Source organism: Nannocystis sp., from assembly GCF_016714285.1.
Lineage (GTDB): Bacteria > Myxococcota_A > Polyangia > Nannocystales > Nannocystaceae > Nannocystis.
In genome coordinates, this window is record NZ_JADJNN010000003.1 from 207,482 (window position 1) to 228,619 (window position 21,138).

Sequence of the window (21,138 nt, forward strand, 5' to 3'; positions counted from 1 at the left end):
TTCTGATCAGGGCGACTCGCTGACGAGCGGGCCGAGCTCGCGGGTCTTGGCCTGCTGCTCCGGCGTGAGTGGATCGTTCTGCAGCACCTGGACGCGGCTGCGCGCCCAGTCGTCGCCGACGATCGAGACCTCGACGCGGTACTGCTTGCCCGCGATCTTCAGCCGCGCCTGCGAGTTGAACCAGCTCCACAGGCGCACGTTCTCGGCGGGCGCGCTCTGCTTGCCGGCCTCTGGCAACGTGAGCCCGACCGCTGTCAGCAGGGCCTCCGGGGTGAAGGCGCCGGTGCCGGACTTCCAGCCGTCGTACGCGACCTCGGTAGCGATGCCGTCCTCGTAGCCCACCTGCACCGCCGCGAAGTTCCCGGTCCGGTCGGCGTAGCTCTGCAGCGTGTAGTGACAGCTGAAGAAGGTACGCGCCGGCACGTAGCGCACGCACGACTCGCGAGCCATGCCCTTGCCGAGCGCCTCACCGAGCTCCGCCTGCACCTCCGCGACCGGGCGCCCGACGATCCGCGTCAGCGGGAAGGGCACGTCCTCGCGGAGCTGCGCGAGGGGCACGGCCGTGGCCGTGGTCGCTACCGGGCTCGCGGCCTTCGCCGGCGCCGGGGTGATCACGGGCGTAGCTCCGCTGGGCGGAGCCGGGTTGCCGCACGCCGCGGCCAGCAGGGCGAGGCCGGCCAGGCGAACCGACGGGAGGGTGTTGATGCGCACGGCGGCATGATACCCTCCGCGTCCCGCGAGCCTGGCGAAATTGGTAGACGCGCTGGATTTAGGTTCCAGTACCGCAAGGTGTGTCGGTTCGAGTCCGACGGTTCGCACTCGCGCCCGCTGCGTGGCCCTCCGTGGCGTGGGTGGGCTTGACGGGGCCGCGACAATGCGGGTACCCGTTCTCGCGGTGATCGGGACCATCTTCAAGCGTTTGACGGTGCGGACGCTGGACGTCGTGGTGGAGCGCGGCAAGGAGTCCGACCGCACGGTCGTGCGTCTGGCGGCGACGGGCCTCGACCGGGTGCGCGGCTGGGTGGGGCTCGACCGCATCGAGCTGCGGACCACGCCACCGGCGTGGGACGGCGCCCAGCCCGAGCAGCCGATGTGGCAGTCCGACCGCGACAAGTTGCACAAGCACCGGGTCGACAAGGGCATCGTCAAGCCGCCGGCCGGGACCACCATGCCGGTGAAGGCGGCCGAGCCCGCGGTGAAGCTTTATATCAAGCGCGGCTGCCCCTACTGCCGCGCCGCCGCCGACCTGCTGAACGAGCGCAGCATCGCCTTTACGCAGATCGACTACAGCGAGGACCACGACCTGCGCCGGGCGATCCGCGGCCAGACCGGGCGCAAGACCTCGCCGCACGTGTTCATCCACGACAGGTCGATCGGCGGCTACGACGAGCTGCGTGAGCTCGACCTCTCGGGTGCCCTCAAGGACATGCTCGTAAAGCCAGGTGAGGTGAAGCCCGCGCCGGCCGGTGCTGCCGCCCTTCGACGAGGAGGACGACGACAGCGAGGACGAGATCACCGCCCGCAGCCTGCGCACGCGCATCAGCGAGGGCGCGAAGGTCCTGCTGCTCGACGTCCGCGAGGCCGACGAACGCGACCGATCGGGCGTCCTCCCGCACGCCCATCAGATCCCGCTCGGCGAGCTCGAGCGGCGCCAGGCCGAGCTCGACCCCGCGGGCGTGTGGATCACCTACTGCCACTCGGGCAAGCGCTCGCACGAGGCGATGCTGTTCCTGCGTCAGCGGGGCTTCGGTCGGGTCGTCAGCTTGCGCGGGGGCATCGTCGCGTGGACCCCGCTCACCGGCGACGCCCTCGTCGCGCGGGTGCGGGAGGTGCTCGAGGAGGTGCGGCCGATGGTCCAGAGCGACGGCGGGGACATCGAGCTGCTCGACATCATCGACGACGTGGTCGGCGTGCGCCTGACCGGCAACTGCATCGGCTGCCCGAGCTCGCAGGCGACCCTGCGCCAGGGCATCGAGCGCAAGCTCAAGCTGCGGATCCCGCAGATCAAGGGCATCTCCTCGCCGCAGCTGACGCCGTCCTGATCCTGGCCGGCCGCCCGGAGGCGCGCCGCGGGCCCGTGACCGCGGCGGCGCGCCTGTAGTCCCCTGGGGCCCGCTTGGCCCCGAGTCGCGGCGGGCTAAGGCAGTTCTTGCGGGCCACCGGGAAGTATGCGTCACTGGCCCAAAGTTGACTGACACTCTTGTCAGTGACGAGAGTGTCAGCGAAGTTCGACCCGAGAGACCCGACATGACGACCACGACCACGACCCCACCGGCCGGCCAGCGCAGCTCCTTGCTCAACATCGTGTCGCAACCCCAGGTGAAGTCGCTGCTCGAGCGAGGCCAAGCAGCGCTTCGCCGAGGAGGAGGGCGTCAGCTTCCGCAGCGTCAACGGCCACTTCAAGAAGCCGTTCGAGCACGACTTCGTGGCGCCGCAGCGGCCGCACACGACCCTGCTGTTCGGCGGCCTGACCTTCCGCCACGAGCACCTGCTCAAGGGCGTGTTCGAGTCGCTGGGCTACAAGACCGCGGTGGTGCCGACGCCGAACGTCAACGCGTTCCAGCTCGGCAAGGAGTACGGCAACAACGGCCAGTGCAACCCGACCTACTTCACGGTCGGCAACCTCGTGCAGTACGTGCAGCACCTGCGCGACGTCGAGGGCATGAGCACGCAGGAGATCATCGACTCGTACATCTTCCTGACGGCCGGGGCCTGCGGGCCGTGCCGCTTCGGCATGTATGAGGCCGAGTACCGGCTGGCGCTGCGCAACGCCGGCTTCGACGGCTTCCGCGTGCTGCTGTTCCAGCAGAAGGGCGGCCTCAAGCAGGGCGACCTCGAGGCCGGCCTCAAGATGGACCTCGACTTCTTCATGGGCATGCTCAACGCCTTCAACGCCGGCGACCTGCTCAACGAGGTCGCCAACCAGGTGCGGGCCTTCGAGACCACGCCGGGCGCGACCGACAAGGCGCTCGCCGAGAGCACCGAGTTCATGTACCAGGTGATGAAGAGCAAGCGCCCGGCCAAGCTCGAGGGCAAGGTCGCCGACCTCGTCAGCAGCCGCGGCAAGAAGACCTTCGACATCGCCGAGCAGGCGATCAAGTTCCTCGACCAGCTCACCACCGACGACTACCTCGAGCCGCTGCGCCAGGTCTCGCGCCGGCTCGACGAGGTCGAGGTCGACCGCCTGCAGCCCAAGCCGATCGTCAAGATCACCGGCGAGTTCTGGGCCCAGACCACCGAGGGCGACGGCAACTTCAACATGTTCCGCTTCCTGACCAACGAGGGCGCGGAGATCATCACCGAGCCGATCGCCACCTGGATCGCGTACATGCTGTGGCAGACCAAGATCAAGGCCCGCGACCGCAAGGACCTGGTCGAGAAGGGCGAGGAGCCCAAGTGGTACGAGCTCGGCAAGCGCGCCCAGATCGAGGCCACCTACCTCAAGAAGCGGGCGATCGCCGGCTTCGCCGACACCGTGTTCCGCCGCGAGTACGCGCGCATGGTCGAGGCGCTCGGCGGCACCGCCCACGAGATCGTCGACATGGACGAGATGGAGGCGCTGGCCCACGACTTCTATCACTCGCGCTCCGAGGGCGGCGAGGGCCACCTCGAGGTCGCCAAGAACATCTACTACTCGCACAAGTACTACGCGCACATGGTGCTCTCGCTGAAGCCCTTCGGCTGCATGCCCAGCACCCAGTCCGACGGCGCCCAGTCGGCCGTGGTCAACCGCTACAAGGACATGATCTTCCTGCCCATCGAGACCTCCGGCGAGGGCGAGATCAACGCCCACAGCCGCGTCCAGATGGCGCTCGGCGAGGCCAAGGCCAAGGCCAAGCGGGAGTTCGCCGAGGTGCTCGAGAGCCTGCCCTACAGCCTCGAGGAGCTGCGCGCCTACGTCGACCTCAACCCCGAGCTCAAGCGGCCGCTGTACAAGTTCCCGCGCAAGACCCCGAAGGTGGTCGGCACCGCCGCCCACTTCGCGATCCACCTGACCGAGCGCATGCAGGCCGAGGGCATCCGCCCGTCGCGCGCAACCACCAACGCCAACGCCGTCGCCGCGCAGTGAGCCCGAGGGCGCGCACGGGGCGGCTGGCCCCGGTTGCGCCCCGCGTTGGCCAGCCGTGTCTCGCAGGAGAATTTTCCATGTCGCAGTTCAAGTACATGATCGGGTTCGACCTCGGCTCCACCACCGTCAAGGCCGTCGTCGTCGACGTCGCCAGCGACGAGATCGTGTGGAAGGACTACCAGCGCCACGAGAGCAAGCAGGCCGACCGCGCGCTCAAGATGCTGAAGCAGATCGAGGCCGAGGTCCCGGGCCTCGGCGCTGGCAACACCCGCATGTTCATGACCGGCTCCGGCGGCTCGAACGTCGGCCGCTGGGTCGGCGCCAAGTTCGTGCAGGAGGTCAACGCCGTCTCGCTCGCGGTCGAGAAGCTGCACCCCGAGGTCAACTCGGTGATCGAGCTCGGCGGCCAGGACGCGAAGATCATCATCTTCAAGCCCGACCCCGAGACCGGTCGCAAGAAGAAGGTCCCGTCGATGAACGACAAGTGCGCCGGCGGCACTGGTGCGGTCATCGACAAGGTCAACGCCAAGCTCAAGATCCCCGCCGACCAGCTGTGCCAGCAGGGCTACCACGGGCAGAAGCTGCACCCGGTCGCCGGCAAGTGCGGCGTGTTCGCCGAGACCGACATCAACGGCCTGCAGAAGCTCGGCGTGCCGCCCAACGAGCTGATGGCCTCGCTGTTCGAGAGCATCATCCAGCAGAACCTGTCGGTGCTGACGCGCGGGCACACCCTGATGCCCTACGTGCTGCTGCTCGGCGGCCCGAACACGTACATCCAGGGCATGGTCGAGTGCTGGAAGGCCAACATCCCGCCGATCTGGGCCGAGCGTGGCGTCGAGCTGCCGCCCTGCAAGGACCCGGCGGACCTCATCATCGTGCCGCAGAACGCCCAGTACTTCGCGGCGCTCGGAGCGGTCGAGTACGGCAAGACCGAGGACGACAACGTCGGCGTGTACACCGGCACGGCGAAGCTCGAGTGGTACCTGACGGAGGGCCGCATCGCCGAGAAGAAGAAGGCCGGCGGCGCCGGCCTCAGCAAGGACCCCGAGGAGCTCGCGGGGTTCATGAGCGACTACAAGCCGATCAAGTTCATCCCCAAGACCTTCCAGCCGGGCGACGACGTGCGCGTGTACCTCGGCCTCGACGGCGGCTCGACCTCCTCGAAGGCGGTGCTCATCGACGAGGCCGGCGAGGTGGTCAAGAAGGTCTACCAGCTGTCGAAGGGCAACCCGATCGTCGACACCAAGGAGCTGCTGGCCGACCTGCGCGCGCAGGTCGAGGGCGCCGGCGCCAAGCTGACGATCCTCGGGGTCGGCACGACGGGCTACGCCAAGGACATCCTGCGCGACGTGCTTCGCGCCGACGCGGCGATCGTCGAGACGGTCGCGCACTGCGAGAGCGCGCTGCACTTCTACGACAACGTCGACGTGGTCTGCGACGTCGGCGGCCAGGACATCAAGATCATCATCCTCAAGAACGGGAAGGTGAAGGACTTCAAGCTGAACACCCAGTGCTCGGCGGGCAACGGCTACTTCCTGCAGAGCACGGCCGACGGCTTCGGCCACGACGTCCGCGACTACGCGAAGCTGGCCTTCGACGCCAAGGCGATGCCGAGCTTCGGCTACGGCTGCGCCGTGTTCATGCAGTCGGACATCGTCGACTTCCAGCGCCAGGGTTGGGCGCCGGAGGAGATCATGGCGGGCCTCGCCAACGTGCTGCCGAAGAACATCTGGCTGTACGTCAGCCAGATCCCGAACCTGGCCAAGCTCGGCCAGCGCTTCGTGCTGCAGGGCGGCACCCAGCACAACCTCGCGGCGGTCAAGGCCCAGGTCGACTTCATCCAGGAGCGCTTCAAGGCCAAGGGCCTCAAGGCCGACGTCATCGTCCACCAGCACTGCGGCGAGTCGGGGGCGATCGGCGCGGCGCTCGAGGTCCGGCGCATGCATCAGCAGCTGGGCCACCAGACCGAGTGGATCGGCATCGACAAGATCGACAGCATCGGCTTCACCCAGCGCCGCGACGAGAGCACCCGCTGCTACTTCTGCAAGAACAAGTGCCTGCGCACCTTCATCGACGTCGACCTCGAGATGCAGCAGCAGGACGCCGACCGCCGCATGGCGCTCGGCCAGCTGCTGAAGATCCGCAAGAAGGAGAACAGCGCCGACGAGGCCGTCGGCACCAAGCGCCTCATCATCGCCACCTGCGAGAAGGGCGAGGTCGAGGACATCGAGTCGATGAAGAAGATCAAGGGCGGCCTCGACGCGCTCAAGAAGAACTACCCGAACCTCGCCGCCAAGGCCGCGAAGGACATCTGGGACGCCCAGGAGCCGCCGAAGGTCGCCGACAAGCAGGACGACATCGGCCTCGGTCTGCGCGAGCACATCGACCTCCCGCCGGCCTTCGCGGGGCATCAGGGCAAGGTCGATGAGCTGCTGAAGCTTGTCAACCGCAGCCCGAAGGTCGCCGGCTTCCTCGGCAAGGCGGCGGACCGGCTCGGTCAGGTGGCGAGCAGGATCGACGCCGCCGGCGCGCTGGAGAAGGCCGCCCGCGAGCGCCTCGAGCACCAGCAGCGCCGCGTCGCCGTGATGCAGAAGCGCGAGTCGCTGCGCATCGGCATCCCGCGGGTGCTGAACCAGTACTCGCAGAACCCGTTCTTCAGCGCCTACTTCGAGTCGCTGGGCGTGCCGGCGAAGAACCTCGTCTACTCCGACTTCACCTCAGAGGAGCTGTACAAGGAGGGCTCGAAGCGCGGCGCGATCGACCCCTGCTTCCCGTCCAAGGTGTGCATCGCCCACATGCACAACCTTCTGGAGGTCAAGCACAAGCGCCGCGCGCTCGACATGATCGTGTTCCCGCAGGTCGACTCGATGGAGACCTGGCTGTCGGGCACGGCTGGCTCGCGCGCGTGCCCGACGGTGGTCGGCTCGGCCGACACCACCCGCGCCGCGTTCGTGAAGGAGGGCGACATCTTCACCCAGAAGGGCATCAAGCTGGTGATCCCCTTCGTGCAGATGGCCGAGCGCAAGCTGTGCAAGCGGCAGATGTTCGAGTACTTCCACGAGGTCCTCGGGCTCAGCGAGGACGAGAACAGCCGCGCGGTCGAGCAGGGCTTCATCGCCCAGGACCGCTTCTTCGTCGACCACCGCAAGGACGGTCGGGCGATCCTCGAGCAGCTCGAGCGCGACCAGAAGATCGGCGTCGTGCTGCTGGCGCGCCCGTACCACAACGACCCGGGCATGAACCACGAGATCCCGGACGAGCTGCAGAAGCTCGGCTACCCGATCCTCACCGTGCAGTCGCTGCCGCTCGACGAGCACATCGTCCGCCCGTTGTTCCAGGCCGACATCGACGCCGGCTTCATCAAGGACCCCTTCGACGTCAGCGACGTGTGGAAGAACAGCTACAGCGAGAACACCAACCAGAAGGTGTGGGCCGCCAAGTTCACGGCGCGTCACCCCAACCTGGTCGCGCTCGAGCTGTCGAGCTTCAAGTGCGGCCACGACGCGCCGATCTACACGGTGATCGAGGAGATCGTCGAGAACTCGGGGACGCCGTACTTCTCATTCAAGGACATCGACGAGAACAAGCCGACCGGGTCGATCAAGATCCGCATCGAGACGATCGGCTACTTCCTCAAGCGCTACCAGGAGGACATGCGCAAGCGGATGGCCAAGGAGCAGCGGGTGGAGCTTCGCCTCGCCGAGTATCAGGCCGAGCTGCTGCGCCGCATCGAGGCCGCACAGGCCCGCCTGGCCCACGAGCAGGCGCACACGCCCGATGTCGTGCTCGCGGCCGCCGGTCTGGCCCCGCGCCCGGCCGCGGCCGCGGTGCCGAGCGCGGCCCGGCTCGACAAGAAGGGCTGAGAGGCCAGGCGAGCTACGCACGCCGCGCCCGCCTGGGCGCGGCGTCTGGCTGCTTTGTGGTCCGCTTCGCTGTCTTCTTCGCGGGTTGTTCTGCGGTCCTCTTGATCCGCTTCTTCGGCGCGGCGAACACCTCGCGCGCCGACTCGGCCGCGAGCACTCGGTCGGTCCAGCGGTCGAGCTGATGCGGGTCGACGCAGCGCTCGACACGGCGCTGCTGGGCCTCCGAGAGGCGCAAGCCGGCCTTTCGTAGCAGGCGCAGCAGCGTCTTGCGGCTGGCGGCCAGGGCATGGGTCTGGGCGAGGTCCTGGGCGAGGTCCTGGGCGAGGTCCTGGGCGAGGGGCGAGGGTCTGGGCGAGCTTCTGGGCCTCGCTGTGGGCCTCCTCCTTGATCTTGTCCTTGAGCAGGTTGAGGAAGAAGTCCGGACCCAGGTCGTTGGCGAGTCGGCGCAGGTTCTTGAACAACGGCGAGGGGGGCAAGTTGTAGTCGGCGATGTTCAGCATTTGCAGCTCGAGGTCCGGGTAAAGCTCAGGTGGCAGGTGCTCGGTCAGGAGATTGTAGTACAGCTCGGCCCGCTCCTCGCCGAGGCTGGGCAGGCAGGCGACGGCGGCTCTCAGTGTGGCCGGTTCGCGCTTGGCGTGCACGAGGGCCGAGAGGAAGGCCAGACCCGGTGATTCGCGGGCAGCGTCGATGTCGGTCACGGCCTCGATCTGCTGCGGGCCGAGGACCCAGACGCGGAGTGACTCATTGCCCGGACCGAGGTCGAACGGCTGGGCCGCCCAGGCTGCGACGCGGGCGCTGGTGCTGACGACGAGGACGCAGGCCGGGCCGCGGCGCCGGGCGGAGACGAGGTACTCGAGCCAGGCGAGGTGCTTGTGGCGGTCGATGCGGCGCTGCACCTCGAGCACGATCACCAGCAAGGTGTGGCTGCCGCGGCGCAGCTCGAGCACGAGGTCGGCGCGGCGCTCGGCCGGGTGTACGTGGTCGAGGTTGGTGTCACCAAGGCGGTAGCGGACCCCGCGGGGGAGCTTCAGGCCGTGCACGCGGGCGAGCAGCCTGGGCGCGAGCGAGGGCTGCTCGCGGAACAGGTCGACGAGCGCATGGTGGGCGAGCGAGGGCACGCCGACGATTCGTCCGCGGCCTCGCTGACGTTGCGGGCTTACTCGTCGTCGCCGACGGGGAACAGCGGTGGCGAGGGCAGGGCCCGGTACCTCGGGGCGAGCTGGCCGTAGACCAGCCAAAACGCGATCCAGGTGCTCGGCAGCAGGACCATGAATTCGGGGAAGACGCGCAGGAGCAGGCAGACGAAGGCGCCGAGGGTGAGCAGCACGACAGTGGCGGAGCCGAGCTTGCTCTTGAACAGCACGAACTTCTTACAGCGCAGGTTGGAGACCATCAGCACGCCGCCGATGAGCATGGCGATGGGGAACACCGACCACGCGCCGGGCCCGAGCTGCAGCGGGCCGAACAGGCGCGCCTCGCTGAACTGCGCCGCGGCGCCGAGCGGGTTGCCGGGGGCGGCGTACTTCAGGCAGACGAGGAACCAGTTGACGAGCAGGCCGGCGGCGAGGGTGGTGGGGATGCCGTTGAACAGGCTCTTGTCGGGGGCGACGTCGGTGAGGACGTTGAAGCGGGCCAGGCGGAAGGTGGCGGCGCCGATCCAGAAGGCGCAGGCCCCCAGCGCGAGGGCGTAGCCCTGACCGCTGGCGAAGGGCAGCCCGGGGGTCTCGGTGAGCGCGATGAACAGCAGCACCGCCGGGGCGACGCCGAAGTCGAAGAAGTCGGCGAACGAGTCCATCTGCACGCCGAACTCGCTGGTGGCGTGCAGCGAGCGCGCGAGCAGGCCGTCGGCGCGGTCGAGGAAGGTCGACAGGAGGATCAGCCAGGAGGCCTCGACGAAGCGCAGCTGGGTGGCCGCGACGATGGACAGGAAGCCGCACAACATCGCCGCCAGGGTGGCGAGCTGCGGGGCCCAGTAGCGGAGTTTGCTGGTCGCCATGGGCTCAGTTCGCCGTCTGCACGGTCTGGAGCGCCGCGCTGATGCGCAGCAGGACCTCGTCCGGCGAGCCGACCCCGTCGACGCGCTTGAGCAGACCCTTGCCCTCGTAGAAGGGCACCACCGGGGTGGTCTCGCGGTGGTACTTCTCCAGCCGCGCGCTGCAGGCCTCGGCGGTGTCGTCGGCGCGGTGGACCAGGCGACCCTCGGCCTCGGGCGGCGGCGGGCTGAAGCGGAGGTGATAGATGGTGCCGGTCTGCGGGTCGGAGCGGCGGCCGGTGACGCGCTCGAGGATCAGGGCGTCGGGCACCTCGATCAGGACCACCGCGTCGAGGGCAACGCTGGCGCGCGCGAGCGCCTCGTCGAGCGCCTCGGCTTGCGGCCGCGTGCGCGGGAAGCCGTCGAGCATGAAGCCGCGCGCGCAGTCCTCCCGGGCGATGCGCTCGATCACCATGCCGATGACCACCTCATCGGGGACCAGCAGGCCCTCCTTCATGAAGCCCGCGGCGGTCTGGCCGAGCAGGGTGCCGGCGGCGACCGCCTCGCGCAGCATGTCCCCGGACGAGATGTGCGGGATGCCGAAGGTCTGGACCAAGCGTTGGGCCTGGGTGCCTTTGCCTGCGCCTGGCGGGCCGATGAGGATCATTCGCATGAGGGCTCTCGCTGCGGTGAAAAAGATGGTCGCTGCTCGTGGCGCGAGAACGACCGGGGCGCAGTGTGGCACGCCGCTGCTCGGCCTCGCAAGCCCTGCCCCGTCGTCGGACGGGCTGCTGGACGCGGTGGTATGCGGCACGCGCCCGGCGTCGACCGCTCGAGCGCCCGTACGTCAGGCCATACGTCAAGCCATACGTTAGGCCAGTGAAGCCAGCAGACCGGACGAGTCCGGCTGGACCTGCTCGCCAGGGTTCGGGCCCGCGGCGACCGGCGCGGCGACCGGCGCGGCGAAGCTCTCGGCGAGGAAGGTGCGGACCCGCAGGCGCGGTCCGTCATGCTCCGGCGCGAGACCTGCGGTGCGCATGAGGGCGACCAGAAAGTCGCGCGGACGCGGCGAGTGCCGCCACGCGGAGGGCAAGGCGACCGCCTGCTGGCGCGGGACCTCGACGGCCTGCGCGAGCCCGCGGCCGAGGATGACACCGTCGCGGTTCGGCACCAGCGCAGCGCTGATGGCATCGAGGCCGTGGACCACGAGCTCCTGCGCCGCGCCGAGGATGGAGATCTCGCCGACGAGACGATGCCAGCGTGCAGCCCGGGCGGCGGGCAGTCGTGGACCTGCAGCGGCGGGCACGGCGTAGCGAGCGACTGCCTGCTCGAGCGACAGCCACGGCTCGAGCGAGCCGAGGCTGCCGATCGGCCCCGCCTGGGCGCCGTCGTACCACGACACGTACACGCGGGCCGGGGCGTCGAGGCGCGGATCATCCGGGCGCTCGGCGCTGCCGAGCGGGAGGTCCAGCGCCGCCGGGTCGCGCTGGGCCATCGCGTGACGCAGGGCGCGTCGCGCCACAAACAGCAGCCAGCGCCGAGATGCCTCGGCGAGCGGCACGGGAGCAACAGCGGGCGGGTCGGCGGCTTCCATGGTCAACGCGGCGCGTAAGATGACCGAGCGAGCCCGCTTTGCAAAGCACAATCTGCGACCTCGATGGCGCTGTCGCATGCGCCAGGTCGCTGGTCTTCGGACAGCTGACCGGCGGGTCCCGAGTGTTGAGGTCGCATCGGTCCAGCGGTGATTGTCACGGTCTGATGTCGACGGGTGATCCGCTGCCCGGGTCGTGGCGGCCACCAGGCGGTGGCGACCGATGATCGAGGCCAGGGAGCGCGCGCGCGAGTGCACGCAACACCTGCACACATCACAGCATGTGCCCTGCAACTCTGGCATCCCTCGGGGGCACTTCGGGCTCAGCGATCAGGCCCGCTGTCTGCTCGCAGGGGGAACTGTCCTACCTCGAAATTCGCCGCCATTCGCCGCTTCCTGGGCCTCTGCGGCGGTTTCGCTGATACAGTGGTGAGGTCGTAGCGCGGGAGGGTGACCATGGCGATGCGAATGACCTGGCTTGTGGGTGGGCTTGTGGGTGCTTCAGCGGTGCTGCTGTTGAACGCGTGTGAGTCGGAGGATGTTGTCGCCGAGGCAGTCGAGCTGCGAGAGCTCGAGGACAATGGGACGCGGCTGAACGGGACGCGGCTGAACGGGACGCGGCTGAACGGGACGCGGCTGAACGGGACGCGGTTGAACGGCGACGCCGGCACCAGCGACTACATCGAGATCACGAAGGTCGACGTGAAGGGGAAGGACAAGGTGATCAACACCTGGTTGACCGGCAGCGAGCTGTTCGTGAGCACCAAGAAAACCGTGCTCTCGGGCCTCGGCCTCGACGATGCCACGATCGACTTCGACATCCAGGGCGACGGCAAGGGCAAGCACAAGAAGCAGCTGAAGATCGTGGGCTACGGGCTGCTCGCGCCGGGCTCGGACGTCGCGGTCTACGACCTCGAGGTCAAGGACGGTGCCTGGCAGCCGCTGTGCGAGGATGGGGCCCAGGCGATCCTGCTCGGCGATGTGTGGGACCCCGACAGCGGCGAGCGGATCGGGAGCTACCCGGACGCGCTGACCTTCGCCTGTCGTGGCGCTGCCCTGGCCAAGTGCGTCGAGTTCGGCTACCGCCCGTGGGCCAGCGTCGGCGGCGTGGCGCTGCGCGACCATCACCAGGCCTGCACACGCATGGTCCGGGCCGACTACTGCGGCGACGGCCAGGCGCACACCACCAACGGCACGCCGATCCACGTGCTCGACCAGCTCGGCGTGCAGAACGTCGACGTCGGCGTGAGCTACGTGGTCGAGGCGGAGTGGGGCCCTGACGGTGCCACGTGCCTCAACTACGCTAACGCTCGCCACGCGGAGATCATGATCGAGTGCGACATCCCGGCCTGCGGGTCGTCCTTCGCCTCCGGCGGGCTGCTCCAGAGCGGCAAGGTGCTGTGAGCCGCGGCCATGACTGACGCCAGCGCCGATCCGTCCGCGATCGGCCCCTTCGTCGTGTTGAACAAGCTCGGCGAGGGCGCGATGGGCGTCGTATACGCGGTCTATGACACTGCCCTCGACCGCAAGGTGGCGCTCAAGTTGGTCCGCCGTCAGCTGCTCGACAAGCCGGCGGTGCGCGCTCGCATGACCCGTGAGGCGCAGGCGATGGCCCGCCTCTCCAACCCGCACGTGGTTCAGGTCTATCAGGTCGGCGAGCACGACGGCGGCATCTACGTGGCGATGGAGTACATCGACGGCGAGACGCTCGGCGCGTGGCTGCGGGCCGCGACGCGCAGCTGGCAGTCCGTGCTCCGCGTGGTCTGCGAGGCCGGACGCGGCCTGGCTGCGGCCCACTCCGCGGGGCTCGTGCACCGCGACTTCAAGCCCGACAACGTGCTGGTCGACGCCCGCGGCCAGGCCCGGGTCCTCGACTTCGGGCTCGTGCAAGCCGAGCACAACGGCCATGAGCCCGAGGACGACACCACCGAGACGGCCGACGACGCGGCGGTGAACACGACCCTGCCCGAGGGCATCGAGCGGTCCAACGTGCACTGGTCCGTGCGCCTGACGCAGATGGGCAAGGTGCTCGGGACGCCGGCGTACATGTCGCCGGAGCAGCACTTCGGCGAGCCGAGCGGACCCTACTCGGACCAGTTCAGCTTCGCGGTGACGCTGTATGAGGCGCTGTACGGGGCGCGGCCGTTCGTGGGGGACACGTGGGCGAGCATCAAGGCGCAGGTGGAGCGAGGCGTGGTGCCGCCACCGCCGCCGGAGTCGCGGGCGCCGCGGCGGCTGTTCAAGGTGGTGGCGCGGGGGCTGGCGACGGACCCGAAGCGGCGCTTTGGCAGCATGGACGAGATGTTGGCGGCGCTGAGCCGCGACCCCGGGCGGGCGCGGGTGCGGGCGGCGGCGCTGGTGGGGTTGATCGGTGTGGCATCGGCGGGGAGCTTCGCGGCGGCGACGATGGGGATGTCGACGGAGGAGCGCTGCGCGGGGGGGGCAGAGGAGATCGGTGCGGTGTGGGGCGAGGCGCAGCGGACCGTGGTGCGGCGAGCGTTCACACAAACCGGGCAGGCGTACGCGGGGGACGTGCTGGCGCGGGCCGAGGCGCGGCTGGACCAGTACGCGGAGGCGTGGCAGTCGGCGCAGGTGACTGCGTGTCGCTCGCACGCGGGGGGCTCGACGTCGGCGCACATGCTGGACCTGCGCAACGCGTGCCTGGGGCGGCGCAAGCAGCACGTGGCGGCGCTTGTCGAGATCTTCGCGGGCGCGGACCGGGATGTGGTGGAGCACGCGGTGCAGGCGGTGGCGGCGTTGCCGAGCGTGAAGGCGTGCGAGGACGAGGACGGCCTGCTCAACGCGGTGGCGCCACCGGATGACGTGGCGACCGCGGAGCGGGTGGAGACGCTGCGCGAGCGGTTGGTGCGGGCGCGGGCGCTGGAGGCGACGGGCGGCTACGCGGAGGGGCTGACGCTGGCGACGAAGGTGCGGGGCGAGGCGCGGACGCTGAGCTACGCGCCGCTGCAGGCGGAGGCGGCGCTGGTCGAGGGGGGGCTGCTGTCGGCGTCGGCGCGCTCGGTGGACGCGGAGGCGGCGCTGGCGGAGGCGCTGCGTATGGCGATCGCGCACGACCTGCACGCGGAGGCGGCGGAGGCGGCGGTGAAGCGGATCTTCGTGCTGGGCGACGGGCTGGCACGCCACGAGGCGGCGCTGGCGAGCGAGCCGTTCGCGGCGGCGCTGGTGGAGCGAGCGCGCGACGACGGGTCGCTGGCGGCGCTGCTGGAGAACAACCTGGGGATCGTGTTCGACCTGGCCGGCGACGACGCGGCGGCGCAGCGGCACTTCGAGCGGACGGTGACGCTGCTGCAGCGGGCCGGCACCCCGGACCCGCTGCTGGCGGTGGTGCATCACAACCTCGCGAACGTCGACCTCGAGCGCGGCGACCTCGACGCGGCGCAGCGCAACTCGACGCGGGCCTACGAGCTGTTCGTGCAGCTGCTCGGTGAACGGCACCCGCTGGCGGGTCATCCGCTGAGCGGGCTCGGCGACGTGGCGCTCCGGCGTGGGGCGCTGGTCGAGGCGCGCGCGCGCTACACCGAGGCGCTGGCGCTGATGGAGGCGGTGCACGGGCTGGAACACCCGCACCTGCTGACACCGCTGACGGGCCTCGGGCAGGTGGCAACACGCGGCGGCGATATGACCGAGGCGAAGCGGTACTTCGAGCGCGCCGTGGCGATCGCCGAGCGTGACGATCATGTGCACCCACAACGGGCCCTCGCGCTCGAGGGGCTGGGCGAGCTGGCGGCTGCCGAGGGCGAGCTGCGGCGCGCGCTGGACCTGTTCGATCGGGCGGTGAGAGCGTATGGCGGGGACCGGGCGCTGGGGCTGTCGGCGGCGCTGCGGGCCGGCGAGATGGCGGCGAAGCTGGGCGACACGGCGGCGGCGATCGGGTGGTTCGAGCAGGTGCTGGCGGCCACGCCGGGGCCGGCGAAGGGCGACGCGCGGCGGTTGACGGCGACGCTGTCGCTGGCGCGGATGCTGGCGGGTCGCGGCGAGGCGCGCCAGCGGGTGTGCGACCTGCTGACCGAGGCTCGCGCCGCGCTGGCCCCGGGCGACGAGCGTCGGGCGGCCAGCGAGGCCGCGTTCGTGGTGAGCTGCGGGCCGTCGTTGTGACGCTCGTCGCCGTGTCGATGTGGCTGTGAGCGGCTGCCGGCCGGGACTCGACCGTGAGCGGCTGTCTCTCGGGACAGCCGAGGCTGGCTCTTGGGTCAGGTCTCGCGGCGGCGCCAGATCTCGACCTTGCCGACCTGGATCCGTCGGTCGCGCTCGTAGCGGGCGGCGAGGAAGCGGCGCAGGCCGGTGAACTGCTCGCGCGGGACGGTGCCGCCGAGCGCGATGAAGATCGGCGGCGCGGCCTCGAGGTCGCGGAGCAGGCGCGCGGCGTGCGGGCTGTCGGGGATGAACTGGACCGGCGTGCTCGGGCGGCGCCAGGTGTCGTTGTCGAAGCGGGTGAGCAGGCCGGGGGTCTTGTAGAGCGGGCTGGCCGAGAGGCGGTCGCTGTACGCGTAGACGCCCCACAGGTGCCAGCCCCACACCCAGATGCGATCGCCGGGCTGGCTGTGACGGGCGATGTGCGCGGCGATCTTGCGGGCACCGTCGTCGTGCGGGTGGGCCCGGTCGACGCGGGTGGCGTGCAGCTGCAGCGCGGCGCGGGCGACCAGCAGCGCGAGCACCGGGGCGGCGAACCAGCGGGCGAGGCCGCGGCGCCAGGTCGCGGCCGAGAGCAGGCCCCAGGGCGCCGCGGCGAGCAGACACAGCGGCGGCAGGACGGCGAGGAAGTAGCCCTTGTAGAAGCGCAGGCCGACGGCCGCGGAGACCAGCGCGGCGGCGCTCCAGATCGCCAGCAGACGCAGGGTGGCGCGCGTCTCGGGGGAGGGCTCGCGCGGGCGGGCGGCGATCGCGAAGCCGGCGAGCACCAGCGGCAGCGCGAGGAAGTACAGGCTCGCCGCGGCGCCCTCCCAGGCGGCGCTGCGCAGCGGGGTGTCGGCGTGGTGGCCGATGTACGCGATGCCCCAGTTGATGCCGGTGTAGCTGGCCACCAGCGCGCCGAGCTGGCCGTGCGCGAGGTAGTGGGCGCCGACCACCGCGTGGCCGCCGAGGAAGCCGAGCAGGACCGCGAGCCCGGAGCGGAGGTCGCGGCGCGGACCGGCGAACAGCGCGTGCGCCAGCACCGGCACCAGGACGATGCCGTCGGGTTGCTTGCACAGGGTGGCTGCGGCGCACAGCACCCCCGCCATGAGCCATGTCCCGAAGGACCTGCGCGAAGGGACAGGTTGTGGGTCCGCGTTGTCGGGTGTTCCACTTGCTTGGCTCGCCGTGAAGGACCTGCGCGAAGGGACAGGTTGTGGGTCCGCGTCGTCGGGTGCTCCGCTTGCTTGGCTCGCCGTGGAGGACATGGCTGAAGGGACAGGTTGTGCGCGGCGGCGGCGGTCGGCGAGGACGGCGACGAGCACGGCGGCGAGCTGCGGCAGCAGGGCCCAGGTGACGTAGTTGGCGTCCATGCTGTCGAGGTGGGCGTCGTGGAGGGCGAACACCGCGGCCGCGGTGAGGGCGGCGGCGGGGCCCCACAGGCGCCAGGCGAGGACGGCGACGAGCGCGAGGGAGCCGAGCGCGACGCAGTTCGCGGCGATCTGCAGGGCGGCGATGTCGGTGCCCTCGGGGCCGGCGAGCAGGGCGGCGAGGTAGAAGCTGCCGGGGGCCTTCCACTCGACGCTGTCGACGTAGGGCAGGCCGCCGCTGCGCAGCAGCATCGCGTTGTAGAGGATGCCGCCGACGTCGTGCGAGGCGAGGCCGCCCTCGGTGAAGCCAGGGCGGCGGACGATCGCCGAGATCGCGACGATCAGCGCCGTCGCCAGAGCGAAGGGGAGCATGCGGGGGCGCCCGGGCTGCACGGCGCGAGGATACGTGTATGATGCCCCGGTGCGCCACGACGCAGCTCGCCGCAGCCTGCCGATCGTCGACCTGGCCCCGCCGACGCGGACGCGGCGGGTGCTGCCGCTGGCGCCGGGCGAGGCCCCGCGGCCGCGGCACGCGGTGTGGGAGCTGACCTCGGCCTGCGACCAGCGCTGCGTGCACTGCGGGCCGCGCTCGGGGGCCCGGCGTCACGACGAGCTGAGCACCGAGGAGAGCCTGCGTCTGGTCGACGAGCTGGCCGCGGCGGGGGTCGGCGAGGTGACGCTGATCGGCGGCGAGGCGTACCTGCGCGCCGACCTGCTGCTCATCGTGCGGAGGATCCGCGAGCGCAGCATGACGCCCACGCTGACCACCGGCGGATACAACCTCAGCCGCGAGCTCGCCGACGGGCTGGTGGAGGCGGGGATCCGCAGCGTGTCGGTGTCGATCGACGGGCTCGCGAGCTGCCACGACGCGCTGCGCGGGCGGCCGCAGAGCTTCGAGCGGGCCTTCGCGGCGCTGCGGCACATGCGGGCGGCGGGCTCGCAGATCGCCTGCAACTCGCAGATCAACGCGCGCACGCTGCCGGACCTCGAGGCGCTGCTCGAGCTGCTGGCGCCCGAGGGCATCCACGCGTGGCAGGTGCAGCTCACGCTGGCCCACGGGGTCGCGGCCGACCACCCGGAGATCTTGCTGCAGCCGTATCAGATGATCGAGATGTACGCGGTGCTGGAGCGCCTGCTCGCGCGCTGCGAGGCGCTCAAGATCCGGCTCTACCCGGGCAACAGCGTCGGCTACTTCGGGCCGCTCGAGGCCAGGCTGCGCCGCAACTCGACCGAGCGCGGGCACTACTTCGGCTGCCAGGCGGGCGTGGTCGGCCTCGGCATCGAGAGCCACGGCAAGCTCAAGGGCTGCCCGAGCCTCGGCGGCCGCGCCAACGACGGCGGGCAGTGGCGCGAGCACGGGCTGGCGGCGCTGTGGGAGCGCGCGCCGGAGCTCGCGTACAACCGCGGCCGCGGGGTCGAGACGCTGTGGGGGCTGTGCGCGAGCTGTTACTACGCGCCGGTGTGCCTCGGCGGTTGTACGTCGGTGAGCGAGCCGCTGCTGGGTCGGCCGGGCAATAACCCGATGTGCATCCACCGCGCGCTGGGGCTCGACGCGGAGGGCCTGCGTGAGCGGCTCGAGCCGGTGCGCGCGGCCCCGGGGGAGCCCTTCGACCACGGCCTGCTGCGGCTGATCCGCGAGTACAAGGACCCGGCGCTGCGCGAGCGGCTCGGACCGGTGCAGGTCGATGAGCCCCGCAGCTCCCGCGCCGACGAGCCTGCTGGGGCTGGCTCGCCGCTGAAGCAGTGAGCCGCGAAGCAGTGAGCCGCGGCTACAGGCCGTCGCCGTCGTCTGGCACGGCGCCCGCGTAGGGCAGGGGGATCGTGTCCCAGGTGTCGCTGGTGGTGTCGCCGGTACTCGTGCTCGTGGTGCTCGTGCTCGTGTCGCCGGTGGTGTCGCCGGTGGTGTCGCCGCCGGTGCCGGTGGTGTCGTCGCTGGTGCTCGTCGCGGTGGCGCTGGTGGTGCCGGTGGTGGTGGCGCTGTCGCTCGCGCTGCTGGTCGGTGCGACCGTGCTGCCGGTGAGGCCGTCCGTGTCGCCGCCGCTGGTGGTCGACGCGCTGACCGAGCCCTCGCTGGTGGATGTGGTGTCGCCGCTGCTGCTACTACCGCCCTCGCTGTTGCCGGTCTTGCCGCCGCAACCAGCCAGCGCGACGCCCAGCGCGAGGCCGATCAGCGTCGTCGCCGGGGCCGGGCTGGCGCGCAGCGAGGCGCCGCAGAAGGGGCACGCCGGGGCGTCGTGAAACACGTGGCGAGAGCAGGCGGCGCACAGCTGCATCCGCGCAGGATACGTCCGCGAGCTTCGCCGACGCAACTCGCGGCGGCGCCTCAGGTGGCCGTGACGAGCGCCGGGAACACCCTGGCGACCTTGGCGAGCAGGTAGTCGCCGTAGCTGCCGGTGAAGGCGTGGACGCTGCTGCGGTCCCAGCGATCGACCGCGTCGTCCGGGCGCGGGGGGCGGTCCGGCAGCGGGCGCAGCTCGGCGGTGAAGTCGGGGTCGAAGAAGAAGGGGAAGGACAGGCGCGAGCGGCCGCCGCTGCTGCGCACGCGGTGAGGCGTCGAGCGGTACTCGCCGCCGGTCAGGCGGTCGAGCATGTCGCCGAGGTTGCAGATCATCGCGCCGGAGATCGGCGGGGCGTCGATCCATCCGTCCGGGGTCTTCACCTCGAGGCCGCCGACCTCGTCCTGCGCGAGCAGGGTGAGCAGGCCGTAGTCGGTGTGCTCGCCGACTCCCCAGCCCGCGGCGTCGGCCACGGCCGGGTAGTGGAACACGCGGAACAGCACGGTCGGGTCGGCGGTGTAGTGGACCGCGAAGTAGTCGTCGGCGAGGCCGAGGCTGCGGGCGACGCCGCGGAGCAGGGCGTGGGCGACGCGGGTGAGCGCGTCGATGTAGGCGAGCACGGCGGGGCGCAGCGCGGGCAGCTCGAGCGGGAACAGGTTGGCGCCGTGCAGCGGGACCCCGGCGCGCACGCGCGGGTGCTCCGGGCCGAGCTCGCTGCCGAAGTAGAGGCCCTCCTTGAGATCGGGGACGCCGGCGGTGAGCTCGTCGCCGAGAGCGAAGTAGCCGCGCCAGGCCCGGCCGCCGCGGGCCATGGCGATCGCCTGCTTGGCGGCCGCGGGGAGGGCGAAGAATTGCCGGCAGGCGAGGTCGAGGGCGGCGAGCAGGTCCGGGTCGACGCCGTGGCCGACGACGTAGAAGAAGCCGCGCTCGCGACAGGCGGTAGCGATCGCTCGCGCGAGCGCGTCCTGCTCGGCGTCGGGCCCGGGGCGGAGCAGCGGGCTCATGTCGACGATCGGCAGCGCGGCGGGCATCGGCGGGCCAGAGATCGCCGGTTTGTGCGGGCGGGTCAATGGCTCGCGGATCGCTCGCTAGCTAGCTCGGTCTGGCGGTCATCGGCGCGGGCTGGGCGACGGTCTGGGTGATACGGGGTGTTTAGTGTTCGGCGACGGAGGCGTCGATCGCTTGCCGGATATTGTCCGCAAGTTCCATATCGATGTGACTGCGGACCCTCGGTGTGCGACTTGTCGCCGCCGGACCTCGTATCTGCGGGCAATCCGGCGGGGTCTCGTGTGTTATGCAGAGACGGCCATGAAGATTCGCGGCGCTCTCGTCTATTCGCTGCTCCTCGCGCCGGCCTGTCCGTTCACCCTCGATACCAGCTCGAGCGACGGTACGAGCTCCGGTGGTGGCACGGGCACCACGGGCAGCACGGCGAGCGCGGGCACGGGGTCGGCGACCGACGCGGTGCCCACGGGCAGCGACGCCGGCACCGGCCACGCGAGCAGCGGCGGGCTCACCGAGGCGAGCACGGGCGTCGTGACCGGCGAGACGACCGGGGCGACGGGCGCGACCACCGGCGAGACCTCGGACGCGACGACGGGCGCGGCGGCCTGCGAGGCGATCGTCGGATCGACCGACTGCGCGGCGCTGGTCGAGGTGTCGCCCGACCTGACACTGGAGGAGTGCATGACCTGTCAGGGGGCGCCTTGCGGTCAGGAGCCGGTCTGCGACGATCAATACCCCTGCGTCGACGGCAGCATCGTCCTCCAGGGGTGTTGCAGCGACCCGCAGTGCGCCGGCCTGACGCCGTACTGCGGTATGCACATCGGCACCAACAATATCTGTGTCCTGCACGACGACATCTGA

At 70.6% G+C, this 21,138-nt stretch carries 14 protein-coding genes, 1 tRNA gene and 1 pseudogene; 9 read left to right on the top strand and 7 right to left on the bottom strand.

Features of this window, described 5'->3' with window-relative positions; translation table 11 throughout:
* Positions 1 to 6: 6 nt before the first annotated feature.
* Entirely contained in the window at positions 7 to 711 is a 705-nt protein-coding gene (locus IPJ59_RS08495) for a hypothetical protein (RefSeq protein ID WP_293259387.1), read from the bottom strand.
* A gap of 25 nt (positions 712 to 736) precedes the next feature.
* On the opposite strand from IPJ59_RS08495, the gene IPJ59_RS08500 reads away from it, so the two are divergent.
* From IPJ59_RS08500 to IPJ59_RS08520, 5 genes and pseudogenes are all read left to right on the top strand, one after another.
* Positions 737 to 818 (top strand) — tRNA-Leu (locus IPJ59_RS08500).
* A gap of 350 nt (positions 819 to 1,168) precedes the next feature.
* A pseudogene (locus IPJ59_RS37670) lies at positions 1,169 to 1,363 on the top strand (glutaredoxin family protein); the annotation flags it as partial.
* Positions 1,364 to 1,466: 103 nt separating this feature from the next.
* On the top strand, positions 1,467 to 2,042 hold the full coding sequence (locus IPJ59_RS38670; protein WP_463673351.1) for a NifU family protein: 576 nt from the start codon (positions 1,467 to 1,469) through the stop codon (positions 2,040 to 2,042).
* Between the two features lie 383 nt (positions 2,043 to 2,425).
* The gene (locus IPJ59_RS08515) at positions 2,426 to 4,069 is read left to right on the top strand and encodes a hypothetical protein (RefSeq protein WP_293270714.1); all 1,644 of its coding nucleotides are present in this window, start codon (positions 2,426 to 2,428) and stop codon (positions 4,067 to 4,069) included.
* Between the two features lie 77 nt (positions 4,070 to 4,146).
* Positions 4,147 to 7,932 (top strand): BadF/BadG/BcrA/BcrD ATPase family protein, encoded by a 3,786-nt coding sequence (locus IPJ59_RS08520; RefSeq protein WP_293270715.1) that lies wholly within the window; start codon positions 4,147 to 4,149, stop codon positions 7,930 to 7,932.
* 1,156 nt (positions 7,933 to 9,088) lie between these two features.
* Here IPJ59_RS08520 and IPJ59_RS08525 read toward each other — a convergent pair.
* The 3 genes from IPJ59_RS08525 to IPJ59_RS08535 form a co-directional block, all read right to left on the bottom strand.
* Positions 9,089 to 9,928, bottom strand: coding sequence for a CDP-alcohol phosphatidyltransferase family protein (locus IPJ59_RS08525; protein WP_293259375.1), 840 nt, complete (start codon positions 9,926 to 9,928; stop codon positions 9,089 to 9,091).
* Positions 9,929 to 9,932: 4 nt separating this feature from the next.
* Positions 9,933 to 10,577, bottom strand: coding sequence for an adenylate kinase (locus IPJ59_RS08530; protein ID WP_293270717.1), 645 nt, complete (start codon positions 10,575 to 10,577; stop codon positions 9,933 to 9,935).
* Positions 10,578 to 10,775: 198 nt separating this feature from the next.
* Complete coding sequence (locus IPJ59_RS08535; protein ID WP_293259369.1) at positions 10,776 to 11,498, bottom strand: AMMECR1 domain-containing protein; 723 nt, start codon at positions 11,496 to 11,498, stop codon at positions 10,776 to 10,778.
* A 453-nt stretch (positions 11,499 to 11,951) separates the two neighbouring features.
* Here IPJ59_RS08535 and IPJ59_RS08540 point away from each other — a divergent pair, with 453 nt between their 5' ends.
* Positions 11,952 to 12,899 (top strand): ADYC domain-containing protein, encoded by a 948-nt coding sequence (locus IPJ59_RS08540; RefSeq protein ID WP_293270718.1) that lies wholly within the window; start codon positions 11,952 to 11,954, stop codon positions 12,897 to 12,899.
* A gap of 9 nt (positions 12,900 to 12,908) precedes the next feature.
* Positions 12,909 to 15,611, top strand: a complete 2,703-nt coding sequence (locus IPJ59_RS08545; protein ID WP_293270719.1) for a serine/threonine-protein kinase — start codon at positions 12,909 to 12,911, stop codon at positions 15,609 to 15,611.
* A gap of 95 nt (positions 15,612 to 15,706) precedes the next feature.
* On the opposite strand, the gene IPJ59_RS08550 is transcribed toward IPJ59_RS08545, so the two are convergent.
* Positions 15,707 to 17,389 carry a hypothetical protein gene (locus IPJ59_RS08550; RefSeq protein WP_293270720.1) on the bottom strand — a complete coding sequence of 561 codons (1,683 nt, stop codon included), beginning with the start codon at positions 17,387 to 17,389 and terminating at the stop codon, positions 15,707 to 15,709.
* A 28-nt stretch (positions 17,390 to 17,417) separates the two neighbouring features.
* On the opposite strand from IPJ59_RS08550, the gene IPJ59_RS08555 reads away from it, so the two are divergent.
* Positions 17,418 to 18,743, top strand: a complete 1,326-nt coding sequence (locus IPJ59_RS08555) for a radical SAM/SPASM domain-containing protein (RefSeq protein WP_293270721.1) — start codon at positions 17,418 to 17,420, stop codon at positions 18,741 to 18,743.
* 22 nt (positions 18,744 to 18,765) lie between these two features.
* Here the strand turns inward: IPJ59_RS08555 and IPJ59_RS08560 are convergent, their stop codons facing one another.
* Together IPJ59_RS08560 and IPJ59_RS08565 are read right to left on the bottom strand one after the other, a co-directional pair.
* Positions 18,766 to 19,269, bottom strand: coding sequence for a hypothetical protein (locus IPJ59_RS08560; protein WP_293259355.1), 504 nt, complete (start codon positions 19,267 to 19,269; stop codon positions 18,766 to 18,768).
* A 50-nt stretch (positions 19,270 to 19,319) separates the two neighbouring features.
* Positions 19,320 to 20,303, bottom strand: a complete 984-nt coding sequence (locus IPJ59_RS08565; protein WP_293270722.1) for an isopenicillin N synthase family dioxygenase — start codon at positions 20,301 to 20,303, stop codon at positions 19,320 to 19,322.
* 277 nt (positions 20,304 to 20,580) lie between these two features.
* Here IPJ59_RS08565 and IPJ59_RS08570 point away from each other — a divergent pair, with 277 nt between their 5' ends.
* The gene (locus tag IPJ59_RS08570) at positions 20,581 to 21,138 is read left to right on the top strand and encodes a hypothetical protein (RefSeq protein WP_293270723.1); all 558 of its coding nucleotides are present in this window, start codon (positions 20,581 to 20,583) and stop codon (positions 21,136 to 21,138) included.